The sequence below is a fragment of the Streptomyces sp. NBC_01549 genome (genome assembly GCF_026339955.1).
GTDB lineage: Bacteria > Actinomycetota > Actinomycetes > Streptomycetales > Streptomycetaceae > Streptomyces.
The window spans coordinates 5,187,294-5,206,246 of record NZ_JAPEPW010000001.1; the positions used below are offsets into that span (position 1 = coordinate 5,187,294).

The 18,953-nt window shown below is 70.5% G+C and carries 18 protein-coding genes; 5 read left to right on the plus strand and 13 right to left on the minus strand.

The genetic code is table 11. The annotated features are described in order from the left end of the window. Positions 1-29 precede the first annotated feature (29 nt). The 3 genes from OG819_RS23050 to htpX all read right to left on the minus strand — a co-directional run bounded on the left by OG819_RS23050 (position 30) and on the right by htpX (position 3,124). A complete protein-coding gene (locus tag OG819_RS23050) occupies positions 30-1,328 on the minus strand; it encodes an ISAs1 family transposase (RefSeq protein ID WP_266648190.1) in 1,299 nt (432 codons plus the stop codon). A 209-nt stretch (positions 1,329-1,537) separates the two neighbouring features. After that, positions 1,538-2,122 (minus strand): hypothetical protein, encoded by a 585-nt coding sequence (locus OG819_RS23055; RefSeq protein ID WP_266651057.1) that lies wholly within the window; start codon positions 2,120-2,122, stop codon positions 1,538-1,540. A 78-nt stretch (positions 2,123-2,200) separates the two neighbouring features. Next, complete coding sequence (gene htpX, locus OG819_RS23060) at positions 2,201-3,124, minus strand: zinc metalloprotease HtpX (protein WP_266414608.1); 924 nt, start codon at positions 3,122-3,124, stop codon at positions 2,201-2,203. A 408-nt stretch (positions 3,125-3,532) separates the two neighbouring features. On the opposite strand from htpX, the gene OG819_RS23065 reads away from it, so the two are divergent. Beyond that, on the plus strand, positions 3,533-3,859 hold the full coding sequence (locus tag OG819_RS23065) for a hypothetical protein (RefSeq protein WP_266651058.1): 327 nt from the start codon (positions 3,533-3,535) through the stop codon (positions 3,857-3,859). 98 nt (positions 3,860-3,957) lie between these two features. On the opposite strand, the gene glnA is transcribed toward OG819_RS23065, so the two are convergent. Next, positions 3,958-5,367: a type I glutamate--ammonia ligase gene (gene glnA / locus OG819_RS23070; RefSeq protein WP_099923052.1), complete on the minus strand. Its 1,410-nt coding sequence runs from the start codon at positions 5,365-5,367 to the stop codon at positions 3,958-3,960. Positions 5,368-5,566: 199 nt separating this feature from the next. On the opposite strand from glnA, the gene OG819_RS23075 reads away from it, so the two are divergent. Next, positions 5,567-6,037 carry an RDD family protein gene (locus OG819_RS23075; protein ID WP_266651059.1) on the plus strand — a complete coding sequence of 157 codons (471 nt, stop codon included), beginning with the start codon at positions 5,567-5,569 and terminating at the stop codon, positions 6,035-6,037. An 84-nt stretch (positions 6,038-6,121) separates the two neighbouring features. Here the strand turns inward: OG819_RS23075 and OG819_RS23080 are convergent, their stop codons facing one another. From OG819_RS23080 to lipB, 4 genes are all read right to left on the minus strand, one after another. Further along, a complete protein-coding gene (locus OG819_RS23080; RefSeq protein ID WP_101405563.1) occupies positions 6,122-6,823 on the minus strand; it encodes a DUF4191 domain-containing protein in 702 nt (233 codons plus the stop codon). An 89-nt stretch (positions 6,824-6,912) separates the two neighbouring features. Further along, positions 6,913-7,110: a hypothetical protein gene (locus OG819_RS23085; protein WP_054229278.1), complete on the minus strand. Its 198-nt coding sequence runs from the start codon at positions 7,108-7,110 to the stop codon at positions 6,913-6,915. 315 nt (positions 7,111-7,425) lie between these two features. Next, complete coding sequence (gene lipA, locus OG819_RS23090; protein ID WP_266624200.1) at positions 7,426-8,391, minus strand: lipoyl synthase; 966 nt, start codon at positions 8,389-8,391, stop codon at positions 7,426-7,428. A 298-nt stretch (positions 8,392-8,689) separates the two neighbouring features. Further along, entirely contained in the window at positions 8,690-9,487 is a 798-nt protein-coding gene (gene lipB / locus OG819_RS23095; protein WP_266624198.1) for a lipoyl(octanoyl) transferase LipB, read from the minus strand. A gap of 305 nt (positions 9,488-9,792) precedes the next feature. Between lipB and OG819_RS23100 the strand changes: the two genes are divergently transcribed. Beyond that, positions 9,793-11,232: a regulator gene (locus tag OG819_RS23100; protein WP_266651060.1), complete on the plus strand. Its 1,440-nt coding sequence runs from the start codon at positions 9,793-9,795 to the stop codon at positions 11,230-11,232. 1 nt (position 11,233) lies between these two features. Here OG819_RS23100 and OG819_RS23105 read toward each other — a convergent pair whose 3' ends face one another. Continuing rightward, entirely contained in the window at positions 11,234-12,586 is a 1,353-nt protein-coding gene (locus OG819_RS23105; RefSeq protein WP_266651061.1) for an NAD(P)/FAD-dependent oxidoreductase, read from the minus strand. 337 nt (positions 12,587-12,923) lie between these two features. After that, positions 12,924-13,850 (minus strand): TIGR01777 family oxidoreductase, encoded by a 927-nt coding sequence (locus tag OG819_RS23110; protein WP_266624188.1) that lies wholly within the window; start codon positions 13,848-13,850, stop codon positions 12,924-12,926. Positions 13,851-13,921: 71 nt separating this feature from the next. On the opposite strand from OG819_RS23110, the gene OG819_RS23115 reads away from it, so the two are divergent. Continuing rightward, positions 13,922-14,410, plus strand: a complete 489-nt coding sequence (locus OG819_RS23115) for a GNAT family N-acetyltransferase (protein ID WP_266651062.1) — start codon at positions 13,922-13,924, stop codon at positions 14,408-14,410. Positions 14,411-14,806: 396 nt separating this feature from the next. Here OG819_RS23115 and OG819_RS23120 read toward each other — a convergent pair whose 3' ends face one another. Beyond that, on the minus strand, positions 14,807-15,991 hold the full coding sequence (locus OG819_RS23120; RefSeq protein ID WP_266624184.1) for a MarP family serine protease: 1,185 nt from the start codon (positions 15,989-15,991) through the stop codon (positions 14,807-14,809). Between the two features lie 187 nt (positions 15,992-16,178). On the opposite strand from OG819_RS23120, the gene OG819_RS23125 reads away from it, so the two are divergent. Next, positions 16,179-16,988: a peptidoglycan recognition protein gene (locus OG819_RS23125; protein ID WP_266624182.1), complete on the plus strand. Its 810-nt coding sequence runs from the start codon at positions 16,179-16,181 to the stop codon at positions 16,986-16,988. Between the two features lie 335 nt (positions 16,989-17,323). Here the strand turns inward: OG819_RS23125 and OG819_RS23135 are convergent, their stop codons facing one another. Both OG819_RS23135 and OG819_RS23140 read right to left on the minus strand, forming a co-directional pair. Next, a complete protein-coding gene (locus tag OG819_RS23135) occupies positions 17,324-17,842 on the minus strand; it encodes a DUF4240 domain-containing protein (RefSeq protein ID WP_266634265.1) in 519 nt (172 codons plus the stop codon). 90 nt (positions 17,843-17,932) lie between these two features. Beyond that, entirely contained in the window at positions 17,933-18,946 is a 1,014-nt protein-coding gene (locus tag OG819_RS23140) for a YafY family protein (RefSeq protein WP_266651063.1), read from the minus strand. Positions 18,947-18,953 lie beyond the last annotated feature (7 nt).

Here is an 18,953-nt window from a genome sequence, read left to right on the forward strand (position 1 = left end):
TGTGTGATGTCCGGTTCCGTGCCGGTTGATCAGATGCCGTAGACGGCGAAGGCGTCCTTGTGGCGGAGGAGGTCGCGGCGGGCGTGGGCGATGTTGGCGCGTCCGGCGAGGCGGATGGTGCTGATCGCCAGGTTGCGGAAGCTGGCCAGGGCTCGGGGTGCTGTACCGGTCCTGACCTGGGAGTTGTCTTCCCGGAAGGTGACGTCTCGCACCCAGTGGATCTTGTTCTCCACGGTCCAGTGGGACCTCTCGTAATGGTTGAGGTGGGCGGGGCCGGCGACGTCGGGCGGCAGGCTGGTGACGCCGAAGACGATCTCTTTGCTGGTCCATTCGCCGTCGAGGTTGCCGGTGTCGCGGCGGAGGCGGAAGACCTGGGATGCGCCGGGGAACAGGGTGTGGCCGGCGGGTGCGGTGCGCAGGGTGCGGCGTTCGGTGCGGCCGTGCCCGCGGTCGGTCTCGGTCGCGGTGGTCTCGGTGAAGTCGGTGTCCGTGCCGGTCAGCAGTATCTGGGCGGCGGCGTGCGCGAGGGGCTGGTTGCCCTTGAGGATCAGGACGTAGTGGCTGCCGAGGGGGCCGGTGATCAGGCGGGCGGTCTTCTTCGTGGTGTGCAGCGCGTCCAGGGTGAACACCCTTCCGTCCAGGCCGAGTCGGGTGAGCAGGGCCCGGGCTGCCTCGCCCTCGCCGCGCTTGTCGGGGACCTGGCTCTGGCCCAGGACCGCGCCGTTGGCGTGGTCGATCGCGCCGACCAGGAAGACCCGCCCGCTCTCGGTGCGGGCGCCGGTCAGGGCCTTGCCGTCCAGGGCCGCGGCGGGCAGCAGCCCCTCTGGCGCCGGGTGCTCGGCTGCGCGCTGGGCGGTGCGGCGCTGTTCGCGTTCCGCTGGTCCCGGGGTGGCGGGGATCTCCGGCGCCGGCACGGTGCCGCGGGCGAGGTCCGCGACGTGTCCGCAGGTTGCCGTGTCCAGGGCGTCGGTGTCCAGATGGGTGAGCACGCGCCGGAAGGTGCGCTCGCTGGGTACGAGGTAACGGCCGGTCAGCGGGTTGTACCGAGCGCCGATACTGGCCAGGTTCGTCTGCGGGGCACGGGCCGCCCACTGCCAGATCGCGGCGATCGAGTCGCCGCCGACCACCAGCGTCGCGCACGCGGTCAGTGTCAGGATCACCACCAGGGCGTGGCGTCGGCCACGTTTCGCGCGCAGGTCCGGGACCTGCCGCAACCTGCTGACCAGTTCGGACTCCACTGTCGTCGGGTCGGTGGCGAGCTCGGCCTCCCCCCGGGCGAGGTCCGCGAGTTGGCCAACGGCAGGGGGGATCGGCGAAGATGCGGGCACGAGCGCGACTCCTGTGACGATCTTTTGGCGTAGAGACCTGAAAGATCATCAGAAGTCGCGCTCGTCCTGCAACCAGCCACATCAAACCGGGGCAGAACAACTCAAGGGAGAACTACGCCGGGGCCGTGCCCATTTACCCATGCCTGCCTTTACGTACGTCTGCCTTTTCCCACGTCTGCTTTTCGTCGGCCCCAGTGCCCCGGTCGAGGTCACAGACCCGGGGCGCCCCAGATGGGGAACCAGCGGCTGAGGTCCTGCTCGATCCGCAGATCGTCCGCGAGTGCGGCCTTGACCTGCAGTTCCAGCGCGTTGTCGCGTCGTTGGGTCTCGCCGGCCAGCGGCGCGAAGGGATAGAAGGTGCCGCGCTTGTAGAGATAGACGAGCCCGAGCCGTCGCTGTCCGCCGTCCTGGAAGCCGGCCACGGAGCAGAGCAGTTGCGGTCCGAAGCCGCTGCCCTCCAGCGCGCTGTTGACCGCGTGCAGATCACTGACCAGCGCGGGCAGATCGTCCGGCTCCCGCCGCGAGACCAGCCACGAGTACCCGTACTCGTCCCGGCTGACCTCCACCGGCGGGCCCGTGCGTTCGGTATCCGCGTCGAGCAGCTCCTGCACCTCCCGGTGTGCCTGGGCGAAGGCCCCGCCCTCGACGCTCGCGAAGCACACCGCGCCCGTCCCGGTCGGCTTGAACCCGGCGGCGGCCTCCAGGGTCACGGCCGCCGACGGCAGCCCGAAGAGCTGGTCGAGATCGGGCGCGACGGCCTTGGTGCGCCCGAGCAGGATGTCCAGGAACCCCATACAGTCGGCTGCCTTTCGGGAAAGGACGAAGGGACGAAGGGACGAAGAGACGCGGCACCGGATGGAGATCGGGACGGGTCAGGCCGTGTTCTCGGGAGTCGCCGCCTCACCCAGCTCCGCCGAGATCCTGCCCAGTTGTTCGAGCCGCTGTTCCAGGCTGGGGTGGGTCGAGAAGAGCTTCGCGATCCCCGGTTCGGCGCCGAGGGCCGGCGTGAAGTAGAACGCGTTGAACGCCTGTGCCGTCCGCAGGTCCTCGGTCGGAATCCGCGCGATGTCCCCGGAGACCTTCGTCAGCGCGGACGCCAGCGCCGAGGGCCGGCCGGTGAGCAGGGCGGCGGACCGGTCGGCGGCCAGCTCGCGGTACCGGGACAGGGCTCGGATGAGCAGGAAGCTGATCGCGTACACGGCCGCGGAGACGGCCATCACCGCCATGAAGATCGCCACGGTGTTCTGGTCCTTGCGGCCGCGCCCGCCGAAGAGCTGAGAGTAGAAGGCGAACCGCACGATCAGCCCGGCGATCACCCCGAGGAAGGAGGCCACGGTGATCACGGCGACGTCCTTGTGCGCCACGTGCGACAGCTCGTGGGCGAGCACGCCCTCCAGCTCGTCCGGCTCCAGCCGCCGCAGCAGCCCGGTGGTCACGCAGAGCACCGCGTGATCGGCGTTCCGCCCGGTCGCGAACGCGTTCGGCATGTCGATGTCCGACACGGCGACGAGCGGCTTCGGCATGTCGGCGACGGCACACAGCCGGTCGACGACCCCGTGCAGCTGCGGATACTCCTCCCGCTCCACGATCCGGCCGTGCATCGCGTAGAGCGCGATCCGGTCCGAGAACCAGTACTGCGCGCCGAGCACCAGGGCCGCGACGACCACGACCAGCACCCAGGACTTCAGCAGCACGATCAACGCGGCGACGAAGGCCACGTACAACAATCCGAGCAGGAACAGCGTGACCGTCATGCGCATGGTCAACCGCGGATCGCTCCGGAAACGGCTCTGCATGTGTATCACCCCCGCAGTAGGGCACTCGTCCCACTGCCCAGTGTGCACCTGCGGATGCCCATGAAGCGGTTCCGAAGAGCCCTAGGAGGTGCAAAGGCAGCCTGTGGGACTTCCGTGTGTTCCCGGGTGCGCCCGGCACCCGTCCGCACCCGTTCCCGCCCACGTTTCGGCACCCGTTCTCGTCCAAGATGCTGAGTGGTCGATCACGGACTAGCCTTTACTCGCGACCAGCTCTCAATGATGAGAGCCGCGATTGGGGTACGCCCGCTCGACGCGTCGACGGTTTGAACGTACTCCTCGTACTCGGGCGAGCACCGCGCCGGACCAATCCACTGCGGTCGCGGCCATCTGCCATCCGTCTCGCGCCTCCGAAAAGACGGCACGAGAGGGTGGAAGGAGGATTCATCCATGAAGGCACAACGCGCCAGGCGCTTCTTCGCTGTATCCGCTATCGGCGTTCTGATGGCCGGCGGCGCCGCGGTCGGCGCAGCAGGCACGGCCTCAGCAGCCGCCCCGGCTCAAGCCTCGACGCAAGTCATCACCCATGGCTGTTCCAACTGGGGTGGCCGGGGCAACTGTGGCTTCGGCTTCAACAACGGCTTCAACAACGGCTTCGGCTTCAACAACGGCTTCGGCTTCAACACCGGCTTCGGCTTCAACAACGGCTTCGGCTTCAACAACGGCTTCAACAACGGCTTCAACCGTGGTGGAGTCGTAGTGATTGTGGTGCCCTGACGGACCACGGGCCGGACCACGGGCGAGGGCCGCCACCTGTACTCACAGGTGGCGGCCCTCGGCGTTGCGTCTGCCGTGCTCTTTAGACGCCGTGCTCTTTAGACGTCGTAGTAGAGCTCGAACTCGTGCGGGTGCGGACGCAGCTGCAGCGGCGCGATCTCGTTCGTGCGCTTGTAGTCGATCCACGTCTCGATCAGGTCGGACGTGAAGACGTCGCCCGCGAGGAGGAACTCGTGGTCGGCCTCGAGGCGGTCGAGGACGGCCGGCAGGGAGGTCGGGACCTGGGCGACGCCCGCGTGCTCCTCGGGAGCGAGCTCGTAGAGGTCCTTGTCGATCGGCTCGGCCGGCTCGACCTTGTTCTTGATGCCGTCGAGGCCCGCGAGCAGCAGCGCCGAGAAGGCGAGGTACGGGTTGCCGGAGGAGTCGGGCGCCCGGAACTCGACGCGCTTGGCCTTCGGGTTCGAACCGGTGATCGGGATACGCATCGCAGCGGAGCGGTTGCGCTGCGAGTACACCAGGTTGACCGGGGCCTCGAAGCCGGGGACCAGACGGTGGTACGAGTTCACCGTCGGGTTCGTGAAGGCGAGGAGCGACGGGGCGTGCTTGAGGATGCCGCCGATGTAGTAGCGGGCGGTGTCCGAGAGGCCCGCGTAACCGGCCTCGTCGTAGAACAGCGGGTCGCCGTTGGCCCACAGCGACTGGTGGACGTGCATGCCCGAGCCGTTGTCGCCGAAGATCGGCTTCGGCATGAAGGTCGCGGTCTTGCCGTTGCGCCAGGCGACGTTCTTCACGATGTACTTGAAGAGCTGGAGGTCGTCGGCCGCGGCGAGCAGCGTGTTGAACTTGTAGTTGATCTCGGCCTGGCCGGCGGTGCCCACCTCGTGGTGCTGGCGCTCGACCTGGAGGCCGGACTTGGCCAGCTCCAGGGAGATCTCGGCACGCAGGTCGGCGAAGTGGTCGACCGGCGGGGTCGGGAAGTAGCCGCCCTTGTAGCGGACCTTGTAACCACGGTTGTCCTCGAGGGCACCGGTGTTCCAGGCGCCGGCCTCGGAGTCGATGTGGTAGAAGGCCTCGTTCGACTTGGTGTCGAAGCGCACGCTGTCGAAGACGTAGAACTCGGCCTCGGGGCCGAAGTACGCGGTGTCGGCGATGCCGGTCGACGCGAGGTAGGCCTCGGCCTTCTTCGCCACGTTGCGCGGGTCACGGGAGTACTGCTCGCCCGTGATCGGGTCGTGGATGAAGAAGTTGATGTTGACCGTCTTGTCGCGGCGGAAGGGGTCGACGCGCGCGGTGGACAGGTCGGCGCGGAGCGCCATGTCGGACTCGTGGATGGCCTGGAAGCCGCGGATCGAGGAACCGTCGAACGCGAGCTCCTCGGCCGGGTCGAAGGCCTCGGCCGGGATCGTGAAGTGCTGCATCACGCCCGGCAGGTCGCAGAAGCGGACGTCGACGAACTTGACGTCCTCGTCCGCGATGAACTTCTTGGCCTCGTCGGCGTTCTGGAACATCCAGCTCCTCCTACTCCCGCCCACAGTGGACCGGGGTGGTAGTTCGTTCGTGCGGCCAGTGCGGTGGCACACGCTGGAGCCGACCATAGGGATGGGGGATTTCTCCAGCGTGACCCATTTGTTTCGCCCAAGTTAACCGACCCGGGGCAGTCGGGCCCCTCCTGTCCGTATGCCAAAACGGGCGCAGTACCGTGGACGGGTGGACAACAGGCAAGCAATCGGATCGTGGCTCTCCGGACCCCGCGCGGCCATGGAGGACGCGGGCTCCGACCTCGGTTACCGGGGCGAGCAGCTCGGTCTGCCGGAACAGGGCCCCGGCTCCATCGCCCGCCCGGGCCGCCGTCTCGGCGCCCTCGCGATCGACTGGGCCCTGTGCCTGTTGATCGCATACGGACTGCTCACCCACGGCTACAAGCCGGGGGCGACCGGCAACTGGGCGCTCCTCGTCTTCTTCGTCCTGGGCGTCCTGACCGTCGGCACGGTCGGCTTCACCCCGGGCAAGCGCCTCTTCGGCCTGCGGGTCGTCCCGGAGGGCGGCGGCCACCTCAACCCGCTGCGCGCCCTGCTGCGCACCGCCTTGCTGTGCGTGGCCGTCCCCGCCCTGATCTGGGACCGCGACGGCCGCGGCCTGCACGACCGCCTGGCCCGCACGATCGAGGTCCGGATCTAGCGCCCTTCCAACAGGTCGTACGACGATGGGGGCGCCCGGAGTGATCCGGGCGCCCCCATCGTCGTAACTCTGCTCAGAGGAGTGTCAGCGGGCCTTCGGTCCGCCGCGCGGCATCCGCATGCCCTTGGGCATCGGACCCTTCGGAAGGGGCATGTTGCTCATCAGGTCGCCCATCGCGCGCAACCGGTCGTTGGTGGCCGTCACCTGCGGGCCGGTCAGGACGCGGGGGAACTTCAGCATCGTCGTGCGGAGCTTCTTGAGCCCCACCTGACCCTCACCGGTGCCCACGAGCACATCGTGCACGGGCACATCGGCGACGATCCGCGCCATCTTCTTCTTCTCGGCCGCCAGCAGGCTCTTCACCCGGTTCGGGTTGCCCTCGGCCACCAGCACGATGCCGGCCTTGCCGACCGCACGGTGCACCACGTCCTGGCTGCGGTTCATCGCCACCGCAGGAGTCGTGGTCCAGCCCCGGCCGATGTTGTCCAGCACGGCCGCTGCGGCGCCGGGCTGACCCTCCATCTGTCCGAAGGCGGCTCGCTCGGCCCTGCGCCCGAAGACGATCGCCGTCGCGAGGAAGGCGAGCAGAAGGCCGAGAATGCCCAGGTAGTACGGGTGGTCGATCAAGAGGCCGATCGCGAGGAAGACACCGAAGGTGACGATTCCGACTGCCGCGAGTACAAGACCGATCTTGGAGTCGGCCTTGCGAGTCATCTTGTAGGTCAGGGCGATCTGCTTGAGTCGCCCGGGGTTCGCAGCGTCCGCTGCAGTTTCCTTCCTCGCCATGCCACGAAGTCTACGTGGCCCGACAAGTGCCGACGACGGCAGTGTCCGGGCGGGCGGCGGCAGTGCCCGCACGGAGGGTCCGGCGACGGCTACGAACGCGTCGCCACGGACTCCAGCACGCGCTGTGCCTCGACCCGGTCCTTGGCGCGGCGGCGGTCCTCCAGGACGGAGGTCCAGGCGTTGCGGCGGGCGGTGCGCTGGCCACTGCTCATGAGCAGCGACTCGACGGCACGGAGTGCATCGGTGAACGACGGGATGGCGGTGGCGCGTACGGGCGCGGCCTGCATGATGGAGGTCCCCCCTCGGGATGGCGGCTCTGGACGGGGCGGTACGTGGCGTAAGACCAGGGTCACTGATTGGTGTTACCAGGGCGTGACCGACCGGTCAAACACCAATGAAGCCTTGATGCGTCGGGTCTCCGTCCTGACGCCGTCCTGACTCCTGTCCCCATCTGCGCGGACAGTCGGCAGCGCGGTGAATTGGCCACATTGTGAGGGGAGTTGCTTGTGTGCCGATTCACACGCGAGCGGTGGCACTGAGTGCCACCGCTCGGGTCTTACGGCGTTTCCAATTGGGTCGCCCGCACTGGTCTGTACGGGTGTTCAGACCGCCTGCGAGGCGACGAACGCGCCCCGCTTCTCGACGGCCATCTGGTACAGCCGGCCGGCGCGGTACGAGGAGCGCACCAGCGGGCCCGACATGACACCGGAGAAGCCGATCTGCTCGGCCTCCTCCTTCAGCTCCACGAACTCGTGCGGCTTGACCCAGCGCTCCACGGGGTGGTGGCGCACGGAGGGACGCAGGTACTGCGTGATGGTCACCAGCTCGCAGCCCGCCTCGTGCAGCTGCGTGAGGGCCTCGCTGACCTCCTCGCGGGTCTCGCCCATGCCGAGGATGAGGTTCGACTTCGTGACCAGACCGTAGTCCCGCGCCTCGGTGATGACCTTCAGCGAGCGCTCGTAGCGGAAGCCCGGGCGGATGCGCTTGAAGATCCGGGGGACCGTCTCGACGTTGTGCGCGAAGACCTCCGGGCGGGACGAGAAGACCTCGGCGAGCTGGGCGGGCTCGGCGTTGAAGTCGGGGGCGAGGAGCTCGACCTTGGTGCGGCCCGCCTCGCGCTCCGCGGTCTGCCGGTGGATCTGGCGGACCGTCTCGGCGTACAGCCACGCCCCGCCGTCCTCCAGGTCGTCGCGGGCGACGCCGGTGATGGTGGCGTAGTTCAGGTCCATCGTGACCACGGACTCGCCGACGCGACGGGGCTCGTCGCGGTCGAGTGCCTCCGGCTTGCCCGTGTCGATCTGGCAGAAGTCACAGCGCCGGGTGCACTGGTCGCCGCCGATGAGGAATGTGGCCTCGCGGTCTTCCCAGCACTCGTAGATGTTGGGACAGCCCGCCTCCTGGCAGACCGTGTGCAGGCCCTCGCTCTTCACGAGGTTCTGCATCTTCGTGTACTCGGGGCCCATTTTCGCCCGGGTCTTGATCCACTCGGGCTTGCGCTCGATGGGGGTCTGGGCGTTCCTGACCTCCAGGCGCAGCATTTTGCGTCCGTCGGGTGCGACTGCGGACACATCGGCTCCCTGTAGCTTCGATTCTTCGGCGTACACCAGGGTACGCCCGTATGGTTCTCGGTCCCCGTGGTGGGCAACCTTGCGGGCCGGGGGTGCATTCCCGGGGGTTCCCTCGCCCCCGCCGCCCCTACCGGTCCCATCCCCGGGGGCTCCGCCCCCAGGCCCCCGCATCGGCCTGACGGCCTCGTCCTCAAACGCCGGACGGGCTGAGATGCGGGGGGAACTGCGCGAGCAACCCCCACCGGCCCGCAGCCGGGCCACTTCGGACGGGCGGGGGATCGGGGCTGCGCGGCATCCGTCAGGCCGAGGCCCGTTCGACCTCGCGGGGGCGCAGGTCCGCGTTCTCCAGGACGTCGCGCAGGTGCTTCTCGGCGACCGGCAGCACCTCCGCGATGGTGACGTCGCGCCCCAGCTCGTACGCCAGGGACGTCACCCCCGCGTCCCGGATCCCGCACGGGATGATCTTGTCGAAGGAGGATGTGTCCGGATTCACGTTCAGGGCGAAGCCGTGCATCGTGACGCCCTTGGCGACCCGGATGCCCATGGCGCAGATCTTCCGGTCCTCGCGCCGCTGCCCGGCGTTGGAGGGCGCGTACTCGGGCCCGTTCAGGCGGGGGTCGAACTCCTCGTCCGTCAGCCGCGGGTCGAAGTCGAGGGAGAGCCCGCCGAGCGAGGGGCGTGAGTCGACGGGGTCGCCCAGGACCCAGACGCCCGCCCGGCCCTCCACCCGGCTGGTCTCGACGCCGAAATCGGCGCAGACGCGGATCATGACCTCTTCGAGCCGCCGCAGGTGCGCCACCACGTCCACCGGGCGCGGCAGCTTCTGGATCGGGTAGCCCACGAGCTGTCCGGGCCCGTGCCAGGTGATCTTGCCGCCGCGGTCCACGTCGACCACGGGCGTGCCGTCGAGGGGCCGTTCGTTCTCCGCCGTGCGCCGGCCCGCCGTGTAGACCGGCGGGTGCTCCAGGAGCAGGCAGGTGTCGGGGACCTCGTCCAGGAAACGGGCGGCATGCACACGGCGCTGCTCGTCCCAGGCCTCTTGGTACTCCACGGCCTCGGCACCGAATCCCATGCGGACGAACCGCAACTCACTCACGGCAAGCGCCTCCCTAGAAGAAGCCTCAGAACCTTCAGAACCTTTGGTACGGCATCCGACGGGCCCGTTGTCCGGCAGGCGAAAGAACCTTTCGTCAGGTACGTAACGCGCCCACGCCACTGTACGTCCGGGCCGCACGCGTCAGCCCAGCGGTCAATCCTCACACGATCGGATGAATGGATGTCGAAATGTGCGATCGGGTGCTTACTCTCCGCTACATTCGCGCCGTCCACGAGGCCATAAGGGCTGCTCACAGGCAATCCGGGCACCCAGTGATGTCCGGAAGGCAGGAGACCGCACCGCAGATGACGGAACGACCCGCGCAGCGCACTCCCAATCGCCAGCTCGCCGCGCTCATCGCAGAAGCGGGGTTCTCCAACGCAGGTCTCGCCCGTCGCGTGGACCAGCTCGGCCTCGAACACGGACTTGACCTGAGATATGACAAGACATCGGTGACGCGGTGGCTGCGCGGGCAGCAGCCCCGCGGCACCACGCCCGCCCTCATCGCCGAGGTGTTCACCAGGCGCCTCGGCCGCCGCCTCACCGCGCAGGACCTCGGGCTCGACGCCTGCGCACCCGTCTACGCGGGCCTCGAGTTCGCCGCGACCCCCGAGGAGGCCGTCGACATCGTCAGCGGCCTGTGGCGCAAGGACTCCGGCAGCCACGCCGAACTCCGCAAGATCGCCTTCACCCCGGCGGGACTCGTCGTCCCCAGCCGCGACTGGCTCATCGGACGGGCCGACGACCGGGTGAGCCGGGGCGACCAGGCCGCCGCGCGCGTCCCTGCCCAGGGGCGCCCCGCGGTCCCCCGCCAGCGCGGCCAGACCGAACGTGGACCCGGCCAGAAGGTCACCGGCGGGGACATCGCCGCCCTTCTGTCGGTCGGTGAACTGTTCCGCGCCCTCGACCACGCCTACGGCGGCGGCCACGCCCGCCAGGCCCTGGTCCGCTACCTGGAGCACGAGGCCGAGCCGATGCTGCGCGGCGTGTACGGCGAGCAGACCGGACGGCGCCTGTTCGCGGCCGCCGCCGACCTCACCCGCCTCGCCGGTTGGACCTCGTACGACATCGCCGCGCACGGGCTCGCGCAGCGCTACTTCGTACAGGCGCTGCGGCTGTCGCAGGCGGCCGGGGACCGGGCGTACGGCTCGTACGTCCTGGTCACCATGAGCCGGCAGGCGGTCTACCTCGGCCACGGGCGGGAGGCCGTGCAGCTCGCCCGGGTCGCCCAGCAGGGCGTCGGCTCGTCCGTGCCGCCCGTCGTCCAGGCGCTGCTGCACTCCGTGGAGGCGCGCGGGCACGGCGTCCTCGGGGAGGTGCGGGCCTGCACGGCGTCGCTGGTGCGTGCCGAGCGGGCCCTCGAATCCGCCCGGCCGGGGGACGAGGCCCCGCCCTGGGCGCGGTTCTTCGACGAGGCGCAGCTCGCCGACGAGTTCGGGCACTGCCACCGGGATCTGCAGCAGTACCGGGCCGCGGCGCAGCACGCCGAGCGCTCGCTGCAGTTGCGGGCGCCCGGGTTCGCGCGCAGCCGGCTGTTCTGCCGGGTGGTGCTCGCCTCGGCACGGCTCGGGCTCGGGGAGCTCGACCAGGCCTGCCAGTTGGGCGCGGAGGCCGCGGGGCAGGCGGCGGAGATGCGGTCGGTCCGGGCCGTCGAGTACGTACGGGACTTCGAGCGGCGGCTCGAACCGTACCGGGATGCGGCACCCGTACGGGGCTACCGGGATCGGGTGGCGGCCCTGGGCTGACTCACGCCGCCGTTTCCAGACGCTCCTCCGCCGCGGCCGGACGGGCGCCCAGGTCCATGAGAAGGGCGTGGGCGGCCCGGCGGCCCGAATGCAGGGCGCCCTGGACCGTTCCGGTGTCCCGGTGGTCCCCGCAGACGTACAGGCCCGCCAGGAGGCGTACAGGGCGGCGCAGGTCGTGCGGCGGGGGCATCGCGGGGACCGCGTCACGGGTTTGGTGGACCGCGAGGAGTTCCCAGCGGGTCGTCGACGTCCTGTAGAGGCGGGCCAGTTGGGCGCGGACCGCGGTGTCCAGATGGGCGGCGGCCGGGGGAGTGCCCAGCACCGTCGAGGAGACGAGCGCCCGTCCGGCGGGGGCGCGGGAGGGGTCGACCTGGCTGATGACCGCCGTCTGCGCCACCGGGCCGCTGCGGTCGGCGTCCAGGAGCAGAGCGGGGTCGGTCAACGGGGGCTCGTCCGTGGTGTGGTGCAGGACCGTCACCGGATGGAAGGCCGGGACGCGCAGACCGGGCAGCAGCCGGGCCGCGGCGCGGGCTCCGGTCGCCAGCAGGATGGCCCGGCAGGTGAGTTCGCCGTGGTCCTTCGTCGTCACGGTGGTCGTGGAGACCGCGGTGACCTCGACACCGGTGTGGACGGTGCCCGGGGGCAGGGAGGCGGCGAGGAGTTCCGGCAGGGTGTCCGCGCCGCCCTCCGGCAGGCACAGCCGGCCCGACGCGAACGAATGCAGCGCCAGATCGGCGGCGCGGCTGGAGGTGGCGAGGGTGGGGTCGCACAGGAGTGCGGCGAGCAAGGGGCGCAGAAAACCGTCGACCGTACGGGGCGGGAGACCACGGGTGGTCAGCGCCTGTGCGGTGGGGAGGTCCGGGCGGGTGAGGAGGCGTTCGGGTGGAGTGACGGCCAGGCGGGCGAGAGCGGTCGCCAGGCGGGTCTGGTCGAGGTGGCCGCCGAGGGGGCCGGGGCGGGAGGCTTGGCTCCGGGGGAGACGGGGGGCGCTTGCGAGGGCGCGCGCGACGGTGAGTGCGCCCCTTGCGCTCCGGGGGATGACGGGGGCGGCGGCGCGGTGGTGACGGCCGTCGCTGTGCAGCAGCACGCCCGGGGAGAACCGGCGCAGGGCCAGGGTGTTCAGCCCCGGGGTGTGGTGCAGTTCGGGATACGAGGTGGACAGGAGCCGGCCGATGCGGTCGAGCCGGAAGCCGTCCACTTTCTCCGTCGTCATGCGGCCGCCCACTGTGGGTGCGGCCTCCAGAACCTTCGTCGTGAGGCCCGCCCTGGTCAGGTGCTGGGCGGCCGCGAGTCCCGCGGCTCCGGCCCCGACGATGACGACGTCCACGTCCGCCTTGCTTACGGGCTCTAGCACGTGCCCCTCCTCGAGGTTGCGCGGCCGGTGGAGACGTCATGCCCCCAACGGGCTCCGGGGATACCCGAGTTCGGTTCGAAGGTAGGTGCGCGGAGGGCCGTGGACAGTCGCGCGTCGGGCGTGCACGGTCGCATGGGGGTGCACGGGTTCCCTGTCCGCGGGTGCGTGGGGGTGGACCGCGCAGTTCCCCGCGCCCCTGGGGCGGGGCTGCGCCCCGCATCTTTCAGCCTGTCCGGCGTTTGAGGACGAGGCCGTTCAGGGCCGATCGGGGGGCTGGGGGCGGAGCCCTCAGGTTGAGGATGGGACGGGTAGGGGCGGCGGGGGCGAAAGACGCTTGTCAGCGCAGGGCCGCTCGCAACGCCCCCTCGATCGACGGGAACGCGAAGGTGAAGCCCGAGGACAGCAGGCGGGAGGGGTGGACGCGCTGGCTGCCCAGGATGTCGCCGGACATGTCGCCGAGGGCGAGGCGCAGGAGGGGAGCCGGGGTGGCGAAGACGGTCGGCCGGTGCAGGACGCGCCCCATCGCCTCGGTGATCTCCCGGTTGGTGAGAGGCGTCGGCGCGGTGAGATTTACCGGCCCGGACACCGACGACGTGTCGATGAGGTGCCGGATCGCGGCCACCTCGTCATGGAGGGAGATGTAGCTCCAGTACTGCCGGCCGTCTCCCATCCGCCCACCGAGACCCGCCTTGAAGAGCGGAAACAGCTTCCCCCACGCCCCGCCCTCCCGCGCCACCACCAGCCCCGTACGGGCGAAGACGGTACGGACACCCGCCTCCTGGGCCGGCGCCGCGGCCCCCTCCCACGCCACGCAGACGGAGGGAAGGAAACCCTCCCCGGGCGGCGCCGACTCGTCCACCACCCGGTCGCCCGTCTCGCCGTAGAACCCGATCGCACTCCCGTTGACGAACACCCGCGGCCGCTCGTCGAGCGAGGCCACCGCCTCGGCCAGCGTCGCCGTCCCCCGCACCCGGCTGTCCCGGATCTTCCGCTTGTACGCGTCCGTCCACCGCCGTGAAGCGACCCCCGCCCCCGCGAGGTTGACCACCGCCGCGCACCCGGCGAGCCCCCCGGTGTCCATCCGCTGCCTGTCCGGGTCCCACCGCAGCTCGTCCGTCCCGCGGGGCGCACGCCGTACGAGGCGGACCACCTCGTGTCCGTCCGCGATCAGGGAGCGCGTCAGGGCCGAACCGATCAGGCCGGACGCGCCGGCGATCGCGACACGGGACCTAGGGGAATCCGGGGCAAGCGGTGAGTCGTTCATGCGCCCATCCTGCCGCGCGCACCGGGGAAACACCGGCCGGGACTCCACGGGGCCGCCGTACAGTGACCTGCATGCCGGTACCACAGATACGCATCGCCACCCTCGACGACGAGGACGCGCTCGGCCGTCTCGACCGCGCCACCTGGTCCACCCTGCACGCCGTCAAGCCGCGTCCCCAGCCGCCGTACGAATCCTTCTACAACGAGCGGTTCGGCCCCCGGGACCACCACGTGGCCGAACTCGACGGCGTCCTCGTCGGCTACATCAAGCTGGGCTATCCCACGCCCCTCGCCTCCAACTCCCACGTCCGGCAGATCCAGGGACTCGCCGTCGCCGAGGAGGCGCGCGGCACGGGCGTCGGACGGGCGCTGCTGCGGGCCGTGCAGGACGAGGCCCGACGCCAGGGCGCCCGGCGGATCACCCTGCGCGTCCTCGGCCACAACACCCCGGCACGGAAGCTGTACGAGTCCGAGGGCTTCGAGGTGGAGGGCGTCCTGCCCGAGGAGTTCCTGCTCGACGGCGAGTACGTCGACGACGTGTTCATGGGCCGCTTTCTCTGAGCGGCCCCGAAGCCGACCGCCCCGAAGCCGACCGCCCCGAAGTCGACCGCCCCGAAGTCGACCGCCCCGAAGTCGACCGCCCCGAAGTCGACCGCCCCGAAGTCGACCGCCCCGGGGCCGACGGCTACCGAACACTTGCCCAGTGCTCCAGCCTTCAGGGTGGAGGTGTAGGGCATCCTCGCCCTCGCGGCCCGGAGGGCCGCAGAGCCATGGCACTATCGCCTTGTCGGACAACGCGGTTGTCGGACCTACCGCCGGACGGGCGGGAAGTCAGGCCTGTGGAGGTCTGGTAAGACCGATCCTCACGGACTGGCGCGGACCCGTGAAGCAGGAATCCAAGGTGGTGCCGCGAAGCGGTAGGGACCGGAATCTCCAGCCCGCGGGCTGGAGAGGACGTCAAGAGGTGATCAGGTCGCCCGTGTCCACCTGGGTCGTCGCGGTCGCCGCGCGCCGGGCGTCGCCCGCGACCTCGTCGGCCGTCAGGACGTAACCCGTCTCGTTGTCCGAGGTGGAGCGGGCGAACACGACGCCGTACACCCTGCCGTCGGTGGTGAGGAGCGGGCCGCCGGAGTTGCCGGGGCGGACGGTGGAGCGGATCGAGTAGATCTCCCGGGTGACCATGCTCGAGCTGTAGATGTTCTGGCCCCGCGCGTTGATCCGGTTCGCGACCGTGGCCGCCTGGAGATCCAGACCGCCGTCCTGCGGATAGCCCGCGACGACCGCGGAGTCGCCGCGCTTGGCGCTGTCGTCGAAGCGGAGAAGGGGGACCCTGAGGTCCGGTACGTACAGGACCGCGACGTCCTTGCGAGGGTCGAAGAACACCACCCGCGCCGGGTACGCGCGGCCCACACCGCCCACCCGCACGGTCGGGTTGTCGATGCCCGCGACCACATGGGCGTTGGTCATCACATGCTGTGCCGCGTACGCGAACCCGCTGCCCTCCCGGCCCTGGTTGCCCGCGGCGCCCTCGATCTTCACCGTGCTGAGCTTGGCGGCGCTCGTCGCGGCCGCGGTGACGCTGTCGCCGGAGGGCTTCGCGACGCTCGTCGTCGGCTCGTTCTCGAACGGGTTGAAGACCTGCGGGAAACCCGCCTCCGTCAGCGCCGAGGTGGCCCGCGAGAACCAGGTGGGCGTGGTGTCCGGCATCGCGTTCTGTACCGCGCCCAGCAGCGCGGAGTTGCTGATCGACTGGGTGATGAGGGTGGACGAGGAGGCTCCCAGGACGCTCGCGGCCACCCAGGCCACCAGCAGCACCGCCACCGTGTTCGCCGCCGCGCCGCCGATCCCGTCGGCCACCCGCAGCGGCCCCTGGTCCAGCTCGCGGCGCAGTTTCAGCGCCAGCCGGCCCGCCAGCTCGTGGCCCACCACAGCAGGCACCAGCACCGTCAGCACGGCCGTCACCGTCGCCGCCGACGTCCCCGCCGCGACCAGGTCCATCATCCACGGCAACACCCATACGCCGATGACGGCACCGCCGACGAAACCGGCCAGCGAGACACAGCCGGCGACCAGCCCGCGCCGGTAGCCGGACGCCGCGTAAGCAAGGATCACCAGCAACAGCAGGATGTCGAGCAGGTCCACGGAGCCGCCTTTCTCTTGGGCCCCTTAGTACGTGTGGGGCGGGCCCAGTGATCAGGCACGCGCGCGGGGAGCCGGGAAACGGCCGAGCGCGCGTGGACCTGTAAAAACGTCCCGGACCAGGACGATGGTTCCACCAGGTGGCACAGCACACATCGCGGAGGGATCGGAACCGGGCCAGGGTGGCTCCATGCGTGTCTTCCGAAAAGCGTGGGGGGCATGGACGCGGCCCACGCCGAGGGTGCGGGCGCGGCGCGCCGCCGTCGTGCTCGGGTGCGTGCCCGGTCTGCTCGCCGTGCTCGCGCTGGTGGTGTGTGTGGCCGGGGTGGACCGGAAGGTCGTCGTGCCCGAACGGCCGGCGGCCGCGCCGCAGTCCGCGGTCACGCACCGCGCGGTGCGGCCGGTCATCGTGCCGCGGTCGCGGTGGCTGGACGCCAGGAGCACACGCGCGCAGCCGCCCGCCCGCTACGACGACCACGTCGTCGCGGTCTTCGTGCACCACACCGACTCGCCGAACGCGTACGAGTGCGCCGACGTGCCCCGCATCATCCGCTCCCTCTACGACGGTCAGACCGGTGTCCGGCGGTGGGACGACATCGGGTACAACTTCCTCGTCGACCGCTGCGGCACGATCTACGAAGGGCGGGCGGGAGGGGTCGAGCGGGCCGTCACCGGTGCGCATACGCAGGGGTTCAACCATGGCACCGCGGGGATCGCGGCCATCGGTACCTTCGGGGCGGGGACGCCGGTGCCGCGGGCGATGACCGAGGCGATCGCCGCGTTGGCGGCGTGGAAGCTGGGGCTGTCCGACGTGGACCCCCGTGCCACGGTGCGGCTCGTCTCCAGCAACGACCTCAGCCGGTACTCCGCCGGTACGGGTGCGGTCCTGCCCACGCTGGCCGGCCACGACGCCGGCTTCATGACCAACTGCCCCGGCGCCGCGCTGACGTCCCAACTCCCCCACATCCGAGCCCGAGCCGCCCACCTCCAGGGCCGCTGACCACGAACGTGTTCACAGACAGGCCACAGTCGGGTCAACGGTGTCTCAGATCGCCGCTCTCTAACGTTCTTCTCGTAACAGCCGACTGGAGGTGGGGAAGATGAGCAGCAGGCGTACTGAGAAGACGGGCAAGGCGAACAAGGCGGCCGGTGCGGGGGGTTGGAACACCGCTTTGCGGACCCCGTGGACCGTGGCGTGCGCCGTGGTGGCGGTCCTCGTGGGCCCGCCGCGGCCACCGCCTCGGCACTGGACCGAGCCAACGCCGCACCCCCGTACCACGCCCACGAGAACCACGGGACACACCTCCCGTACGTCACCCCGTACGCCACACTGCCTCAGCCCCTGAAGCGCTCCCACAGCCTGGGATAGCGCTCGGAGAGCACGGACTCGTTCTCGAAGTCGAGCGGCGTACCCTCCGGCTCGGGCGGCGCCGGCGGAATGCCGAGGTCGGGCGAGACGACCCCGGTCAGCTGCTCGTACGCCTCGTCCGCGGCGTAACCGAGTTCCTCACCGTCCCCGTCGAGATCCTCGTCGAAGTCCTCCAGGAGGTCGGCGAGCGCGTCGGGATCGTGCATCGCGCCCTCGAAGACCTCCCGGCCCTGGCCGATCAGCCAGCAGCGGAAGAAGTCGAAGGCGTCGTCGCTCACCCCGTCGAGCAGGACCCACGCCGCGCCCCACAGATCCCAGCGGTAGGCGCGGTTGTAGCGGGCCTCGAAGTGACGGGCGAAGTCGAGCACGGCGTCCGGGTCCAGCTGGACGAGCCGCTCCACGAGCAGGTCGGCGTGGTCCTCGGGGTCGCCCTCGACGGCCTCGCGGGTCGTGTCCACCAGCTCCCAGAACTCCGTCTCGTCCATCACGGGTCCAGCATCGGGCCTGAACGGGAGTGACGCACGCGGAGTGCCGCAGATTGTTATGCGTGCACATGCCGACGGTAAAACCGCGGGCTACGAGGCGTTTTCCCGGTACAGCGCCGCCAGCCGTACCGCGTCCCCCGCGAAACGGTCCCGCAGCGCCGCAGGCGAGAGCACCTCCACCTCGGGCCCGAGCCCCGTCAGTTGCGCATGGGCGACCTCCTCGGACTCGACGGGGAGGGTGACCGTCACCCAGCCCCGCCCGTCGGGGTCACCGCACCCGCCCAGCGCCTGTCTCGCGGACGCGGGGTCGACGGCGTACGGAAGTCTCCGCACGCCCTCCGGAGACAGCCGCACGACGGCCTGCGCCCGCAGGATGGACCGCGCGAACTGCCCGGCCCGCTCGGCCCAGAACCCGGACAGGTCGAACCCCGCCTCCCGGGTGAAGCACTCCGCGGAGGGCCGCAACTGGGTGAAGCGGTCGATGCGGTAGACCCGGAAGGGGCCGGGTCCGTCCTGCCGGGGTCCGTCCTGCCCGGGTTCGGGCACCCGCGCGCACAGGTACCAGATCCCCGCCTTCAGCACGAGCCCGTACGGTTCGAGGACCCGCTCCACCTCGGCCGTCCCGCGTCGGTACCCCGCGATGATCCGACGGTCGTCCCAGACCGCCTCCGCGATCGCGGGCAGCAGCTCGGGCGTCTCCGGCTCGTTGAACCAGGCGGGCGCGTCCAGATGGAACCGCTGTCCCGCCGCCAGCGAGGCGTCCCGCAGGGAGGGGAGGAGGGCGGCGGACACCTTCAGACGGGCGGCCGAGGCGGCGTCCTGAAGACCCATGTCCCGCAGGGCCCCCGGCACGCCGCTCAGGAACAGCGCCTCCGCCTCCGTCCGCGCCAGGCCCGTGAGCCTGGTGCGGTAGCCGCCGATCAGGCGATAGCCCCCGGTCCTGCCCCGATCGGCGTACACCGGAATGCCCGCCTCCGACAGCGCCTGCGCGTCCCGCGTGATGGTCCGCTCGGACACCTCGAGCTCCCGCGCCAGCTCGGCGGCGGTCATCGACGGCCGCGACTGGAGCAGCAGCACCATCTTGATCAGGCGGGCAGCGCGCATACGGCCA